This is a genomic window from Mesorhizobium sp. P5_C1, from assembly GCF_054049815.1.
This window is the reverse complement of sequence record NZ_JBFULQ010000399.1, coordinates 1-5,298: the sequence shown is the minus strand read 5'-3', so window position 1 is coordinate 5,298 and position 5,298 is coordinate 1. Positions and strand designations below refer to the sequence as shown.

Sequence of the window (5,298 nt, the reverse complement as noted above, 5' to 3'; positions counted from 1 at the left end):
CTTCGTGCACCGCATCGGTCATTTGCTTGATCCACGGTACGATCTCGTCCTTGTAGGCGAGCAGGTTGTTGAAAACCGGGGGGCTGTCCTTCGAGACCGCCGCCGACCCGGCCGTCATCGTCATCGCCACACCGCCTTTCGCCCGCTCCACCGTGTAAGCAAGATAGCGCTCCTTCGGCATCCCATCCTCCGGATAGGCCGGCTCGTGGGACGTCACGATGATGCGGTTGCGAAGGGTCAAATGCTTGAGTTTGTACGGCTGCAAAAGGGGATCGTTCGACATCTGACGGACTCCGGACTGGGGTGGCAGGTGCAAACGCTATTTGAAAATGTACAGATATGTCAAGTTTGAGTTCTCATAGGTCGATCAAATCGACATAGGTGTACATTTTGCTGGTTTTCACTTTTGCGTTTTGTTAGGTTGGTCGCTCATGGAGCAAATTTCGAACGACAGCGGATGGCGCGGATCGCCGGAGGGGTGGCTTGAAGCCGCCTACGACTTGCTTCTCGAATCCGGCGTCGACACCGTGAGAATTTCGCCCTTGGCCAAGAAGCTGGGCCTGTCCCGCACCAGCTTCTATTGGTTCTTCAAGGATCGAGAAGAACTGTTGGCGGCCCTATTGATCCGATGGCGGGATAAGAATACCGGCAACCTCGTCAAGCAGGCTGAGGCCTATGCCGAGACAGTGGCCGAAGCGATGCTGAACGTTTTCGACTGCTGGCTCGACAAGACCTTGTTCGACTCCCAGTTCGAGTTCGCAGTCAGAAGCTGGGCGCTTCAATCTCCCGAGATCCTGGCGGAGGTACAGACAGCCGATCAGACGCGCCTCGATGCAATGAGCCAGATGTTCGTCCGGTATGGCTACGAAGAAGGCTCGGCCGATGTTCGAGCGCGCACCATCTACCTCGTCCAGATCGGCTACATCTCAATGCAGACCAGGGAAGATCTCGCGGTCCGCATGAAGCGCATTCCCGGGTACGTTGAGATTTTTACGGGCGAGGCCCCACAGAAGCGGGAGCTGGATCGGTTCTTCGCCAGACATGGCCATTCCGCGGGTTGAGGAAGAGTTTCGACGATGGGCGAACCCTTGAGCATCGGAATAATTGGCGGAGGTGGCTGGCTTGGACGGGCCATCGCCGAGGCCATCATCGATGCACAGATAGTCGCCGCTCAGCACCTCACGCTTTCTTACAGAAGCGGGCAACCCGGCTTTCTGCCAAACGCCACATGGACCAGGGACAATCAGGAACTGGCCGACCGATCCGATGTCATCATCGTATCGGTCCGCCCCCAGGACTGGCCTGCCATCGACATCTCTGCGTATGGCAAGCTCGCCATGTCGGTCATGGCCGGAGTGCCTCTCGACCAACTGGCTCGACGTCTCAAGACCGAACGCGTCGTGCGCACGCTTCCGAATGCTGCGGCAGAGGTGCGCAATTCCTATACTCCCTGGATAGGTTCTCGGGGTGTCACTGCGGATGACCGCGATGTCGCCCGTCGGATTCTGGAGGCCTGTGGCGCCGCAGATGAAGTCAAAAGTGAAGCAGATATCGACTATCTGACGGGCCTCACCGGATCCGGCCCGGCCTTTCCGGCCCTCCTTGCCGCAGCGATGATGGACGATGCCGTCGGTCGAGGAATAAGCCCGGACATTGCCCGAAGGAGCGTCAGCGCGGTGCTGATTGGAGCGGGAAAACTCCTCGAGGCTCGCGCAGACAATCCCAAAGACATCGTCCAGACCTTCCTCGACTACCGCGGCACCACCGCAGCAGCAATCGAGGCCATGCGCGCAGCCGGATTTGAAGCGACCGTGGCAGACGGACTTGCTGCAGCGCTTCAGAAATCCGTGAGTATGGGACAAGMCTCCTGATTGCCACACGAGGCGGTTTGCCGTCCTCCGACCCGCAGGTGATGTACAATGTCAAAACTCTTTCCGCATCTGTTTTCACCTGTAACGCTGGGCAGTCGCACCCTGCGAAACCGGATCGTGTTCGGGGCTCACACCGCCAACATGGCCGAAAATGGCGTGCCGACCGAACGGCACGTTGCCTACTATGCCGAACGAGCGATTGGCGGGGCCGGCATGATTGTTGTCGAACCCATGCCCGTCCATCAAGCCGCCGTGCTGACACGCGGCAATTTCCGACCTGGCGACGATAGCGTCATTCCTCATTTCCAACAGGTCACGCGGGCGATCAAGGACCACGGGGCGATCGCCATCCAGCAACTCTACCACGTCGGTGCGCATGGCGATTCGGACAACTCATTTCACGCACATTGGTCGCCCTCGGGCCTTCCGAGCTACCATGACAGCGACGGTTCCCACGCTATGTCGCAGGATGAGATCTGGGAGACCATCGACGGCTTCGTTCAGGCCGCGCGCCGCTGCCGGGAAGCCGGTTTCGATGGTGTCGAAGTCTGGGCTGCCTATGTCGGGCTGATCGATCAATTCTGGACGCCCTGGACAAACCAACGCGAAGACCAATGGGGAGGCTCGCTCGAAAACCGCACACGGATCTCCCGCGAGATCCTGACCCGCATCCGGGAAACATGCGGTCGAGATTTTATCGTTGGGCTCTCGGTCAGCGATGAGCCCGACTACACAGTCGCGCTCAGTCGCCAGGAACTGGCGGAGATCATTCGGTTGCATGATGAGCAGGGGCTGATCGACTACGTGACCTGCGGAACCGGCAGCTACCTCGATTTCTACAAGATAATGCCGACTTTTCTCTACCCGGAGAAACTTGGCGCCGATCTTGCGGCGACCCTCAAGGGCGTGGTCAAGACGGCCCTCGTGGTGGCCGAGAGCCATATCAGGACGCCTGAAAATGCCGAAACGGTGCTCGGCGAAAAGGCTGCGGACCTGGTCTCGATCGTGCGGGGCCAGATCGCCGACCCGCATCTGGCACGCAAGGCCGCGGCAGACCGGCCGGACGATGTGCGCGGGTGCATTTCCTGCAACCAGATGTGCTGGGGCCGCCGTTCACGCGACTACTGGATCAGCTGCCTTATCAATCCCTCGGCAGGACGCGAGTTTGAATGGGGCGGTGACCGGTTCACGGCCGCCGCCATCAAAAAACGGGTACTTGTCGTCGGCGGCGGTCCCGCTGGCCTCGAGACGGCACGCGTTGCCGCCGAACGGGGTCACGACGTGGTGCTGGCCGAAGCCTCCAGCAGACTGGGCGGGAACTTTCTGCTCGCCGGGCTGCAGCCGCGCCGGGGGCAAATCCTCGACCTTCTTGGCTGGTATGAGCGCCAGCTCAGCAAGCTGAATGTCGACATACGGCTGAACACCTATGTCGAGGCATCGGAAATCCCCTCATTCCAAGCCGACACCGTCATCCTGGCCACAGGGTCGGTGTCTCCAGAAACCGGATTTCAGAAGGCGCTGCCGGCAATGCCGAGCCTGCCAGGCATCGAAAAGGGCAATGTCTTCTCGATCGAAGCCGTGATGGCCCGCCATGCGCGACCCGGCAAGCGCGTGCTTTTGCTCGACGAGGGCGGAGGCTGGCGCGGCGGTGGCACAGCCTGGAAACTTGCCGAGGATGGCCATCAAGTGACCATTCTCACGCCCGATCCGCTGGTCGGCAAGGAACTGCAGCGGACAGCTGCCGATTTCCCGCTGCGACGGACATTGCGCCAGCTTGGCGTCAAATGGTTCGTGGACGTCAGCGTTCTGGAGTGGCACGGGGACGGCGTGACCGTCGTCGACCACAACACCCGTGAAGAAAGTTTCGTACCGGGCGATTGCCTTGTTCTCGCAACCACCAACGTGGCGGCGGATTGGCTGGCGAAAGAGTTGAAAGGCACATCGCAACCTTTCACGGAGGTCGGCGATGCCGCCGCTCCACGCCAGGCGCCCTACGCATTCCACGAAGGGAGGAAGGTCGCCTTGCGGCTGTGATAGGCACGCTAGACGGGCCGGATCGATCCAGACAAGCGAAAGACGACGATAGTTACTATGATTAGCGATCCCTCCGAAGCCGGTCTGTCGCTACTTGATGATGCCAATCTTCTTACGATCGATGGTGACGAATACGGCGCAAACGAGAACCGTACCCTTGAYGATATTCTGGAGGTATGGATCGACACCGGTCATGTTCATGCCGTTCGACAGAAGCGTGATGATCAGAACGCCAAGCGCGGTACCAACAACACTGCCCACACCTCCGGTTAAAGGCGTTCCGCCGACCACGACGGCAGCAATGACATCCAGTTCAAGCCCTTCCCCGAGCTGCGCTGTGGCGGCCATGGCGCGCGCGCCCTGCAGCAATCCCGCGATGCCGCACAGGGCCCCGAGAAGCACATACATGTAGATTTTCACGCGGGCGACCTGAATGCCGGTCAAGATGGCGACGCGTTCCCCACCGCCGATGGCGCGGACCTCGCGTCCGAACACCGTCCTGTTGATGATGCCATAGGCAAGGACCATCAGCACCAGGCCAATGATCACCGAATTGGGAATGCCCAAAGTACGTTCGGCATAGGCGTTGAGGAATTGCTCGTCGTCTATCGACACTGGAGCGCCGCGGGTGAACAGAAGCACGATGCCGCGATACACCACCATCGCCCCCATGGTGGCTATGAAGGACGGGACCTTGCCCTTGGCGAGGAGCACGCCATTGATCAAACCGGCAACCGCACCAACAGCAATGGCCGGAATGATTGCCGCAGCGCCGAGACGATCGGCCGTCAAGGCCGTTGCCAATGCCGCGAGGGCGACGATTGAACCGACCGAAAGATCGATCGAGCCCGCCATGATGACGAAGGTCATGCCCAGCGCCGCGACCAGCAGCACAGTGCCCTGCTGAAGCACGATGAGAAAGTTGCTGAAGGTGAGAAAGCGCGGCGACGACAGAGAGAATATGACGACGAGCAGAACGAGCATCGCGAGCGGAAAAGTGCGCTTGAGGAGTTCGAAGCTGCTCGCGCTGCGGATTTTTTCGCCGCTTGCGCTCGGCGTCATGGCGGTGCTCGCGGTCTCGTTTGTGTCCATGGTCAGGCCATATGTCCAATGATGTCGTGTTCGGTGGCATCGGCTGCAGTCTCGATGCGATGCGTGACATGTCCTTGCCGGAGCACCAGCAAGCGGTCCGACATACCGATCAGTTCAGGCATGTCTTCCGAAGAAAGGATCACGGCGAGGCCTTCCGCCGCCTTCTGCCGTATGATTCGATAGATCTCCGTGCGAGCGCCGATGTCGACGCCGCGCGTTGGGTTGTTGAGCAGGAGCAGGCGTGGCTGTACGGCCAAGCATTTGCCAATCACCACCTTTTGCAGATTGCCTCCCGAGAGAG

The 5,298-nt window shown here is 60.0% G+C and carries 5 protein-coding genes and 1 pseudogene; 3 read left to right on the top strand and 3 right to left on the bottom strand.

The annotated features are described in order from the left end of the window. Window positions 1-283, bottom strand: a 283-nt coding sequence (locus tag ACXJ7R_RS24225; RefSeq protein ID WP_457154041.1) for an oxidoreductase, incomplete at its 3' end; no start/stop codon positions are given. A 148-nt stretch (window positions 284-431) separates the two neighbouring features. On the opposite strand from ACXJ7R_RS24225, the gene ACXJ7R_RS24220 reads away from it, so the two are divergent. Genes ACXJ7R_RS24220 through ACXJ7R_RS24210 form a run of 3 tightly spaced genes read left to right on the top strand, consistent with a single transcriptional unit; the run spans window position 432 to window position 3,905 of the window. Next, window positions 432-1,061 carry a TetR/AcrR family transcriptional regulator gene (locus ACXJ7R_RS24220; protein ID WP_457154040.1) on the top strand — a complete coding sequence of 210 codons (630 nt, stop codon included), beginning with the start codon at window positions 432-434 and terminating at the stop codon, window positions 1,059-1,061. 15 nt (window positions 1,062-1,076) lie between these two features. Next, on the top strand, window positions 1,077-1,871 hold the full coding sequence (locus ACXJ7R_RS24215; protein WP_457154039.1) for a pyrroline-5-carboxylate reductase family protein: 795 nt from the start codon (window positions 1,077-1,079) through the stop codon (window positions 1,869-1,871). Window positions 1,872-1,919: 48 nt separating this feature from the next. Beyond that, window positions 1,920-3,905 carry an oxidoreductase gene (locus tag ACXJ7R_RS24210; RefSeq protein WP_457154038.1) on the top strand — a complete coding sequence of 662 codons (1,986 nt, stop codon included), beginning with the start codon at window positions 1,920-1,922 and terminating at the stop codon, window positions 3,903-3,905. A 90-nt stretch (window positions 3,906-3,995) separates the two neighbouring features. On the opposite strand, the gene ACXJ7R_RS24205 is transcribed toward ACXJ7R_RS24210, so the two are convergent. Both ACXJ7R_RS24205 and ACXJ7R_RS24200 read right to left on the bottom strand, forming a co-directional pair. Further along, entirely contained in the window at window positions 3,996-4,997 is a 1,002-nt protein-coding gene (locus tag ACXJ7R_RS24205; RefSeq protein WP_457154037.1) for an ABC transporter permease, read from the bottom strand. 2 nt (window positions 4,998-4,999) lie between these two features. After that, window positions 5,000-5,298 (bottom strand): annotated as a pseudogene (locus tag ACXJ7R_RS24200) (D-xylose ABC transporter ATP-binding protein); the annotation flags it as partial.